This window comes from Cellulomonas sp. IC4_254, assembly GCF_011603975.1.
Classification (GTDB): Bacteria; Actinomycetota; Actinomycetes; order Actinomycetales; family Cellulomonadaceae; genus Cellulomonas.
The window spans coordinates 1-1,424 of record NZ_JAANNB010000366.1 but is presented as its reverse complement, the minus strand read 5'-3'; the positions used below and the strand labels follow the sequence as shown (position 1 = coordinate 1,424).

Annotated in this window: 1 protein-coding gene; it reads left to right on the top strand. The window is 76.1% G+C overall.

Features of this window, described 5'->3' with window-relative positions; all coding sequences use genetic code 11:
- A partial coding sequence (locus tag G6556_RS18815) for an MFS transporter (protein ID WP_166944668.1) occupies positions 1-1,402 on the top strand: 1,402 nt, incomplete at its 5' end.
- Between the last annotated feature and the right edge of the window lie 22 nt (positions 1,403-1,424).

Sequence of the window (1,424 nt, the reverse complement as noted above, 5' to 3'; positions counted from 1 at the left end):
CCTGCGCCGCACGCTGCACGGCCCGCGCCTCGCGCTGCACCGCCGCCCCCGGCCGGTGGCCGACACCCCCGCCGACGCCGCGGCCGCCGCCTCGTCGGCGCCCGCCGCGCGCGGGCCCCGGAACGCCACGCTCGCCGCGCTCGGCGTCCGCAACTTCCGGCTCTACGTCTTCTCCCAGGTGCTGACCAACACGAGCGGCTGGGCCGCGCGCGTCGCCCAGGACTGGCTGGTGCTCAGCCTCACCGGCTCCGCCGCGCTCGTCGGCCTGACCGTGACCCTGCAGTTCCTGCCGATGCTGCTGCTCGGCCTCGTCGGCGGCGTCGTCGCGGACCGGTTCCCCCGGCGCCGGGTGCTCATGGTGACCCAGTCGGTCTTCGGCCTCTCGACGCTGACGATCGGCGTGCTCGCGATCAGCGGCCACGTCCAGGCGTGGCACGTGCTGGTCGCGGCGTTCGTCAGCGGCCTCGCGACCGTGTTCGACAACCCGGCGCGGCAGGCGTTCGTGCACGAGGTGGCCGGCCCGCAGCACCTCCGCCAGGCGATCAGCGTGAACTCCGCCGTGTTCCAGCTCGGCGGACTCGTCGGTCCCGCGGTCGCCGGCGGCCTGATCAGCGCGGTCGGCGAGGGCTGGACCTTCCTGCTCAACGCGGTGGCCTGCTTCGCTGCGGTCGCCCTGCTGGTCGCCATGCGGACCGCCGAGCTCACCGCCGCGCCGGTCGTGGCGCGCGCCAAGGGCCAGCTCCGCGAGGGCCTGGCGTACGTGCGGCGCAGCCCGCGGATCCTGTGGTCGGTCGTGCTCGTCGGGTTCGTCGCCATCACCGGCGTCAACATGGCGACCGTGCTCGCCGCCTACACCGACCAGGTGTTCCGCACCGACGCCGGCGGCTACGCGCTGCTCACCTCGATGCTGGCGGTCGGCGCGCTCACCGGCGCCCTGCTGTCGACGCGCCGCCGCGGCAGCCGGATCACGCACCTGGTGCTGCTCGCCGGCGCCATCGGCCTGCTGCAGCTGCTGGCCGCCGCCGCGCCGTCCCGCCCGGTGTTCATCACCGTGCTGATCGCGATGGGCGTCGTCACGCTGCTGTACCTCACCGGGTCGAACACGCTGGTGCAGACCACGGTCGCCCCGCACGTCCGCGGCCGGGTCATGGCGCTGTACGTGCTGGTGCTGCTCGGCGCGCAGGCCGTGTCCGGCACGCTCATCGGCTGGGTGTGCGAGCACCTGGGCGCCCGCGCCGGGATGGTCGCGTGCGGCGTCGGGCCGCTGCTCGGCGCGGTCGTCGTCGGGCTCGCGCTGGCGCGCCGCAGCGAGGGCGGCACCCGGGCCACGTTCCACCGCTTCACGCACCGCTCCCCCGCGGACGACGACGCGGCGCCCGCCCGCGAGCCCGTCGCGGCCTGACCGGCCGGGCGCACCGCGCGCC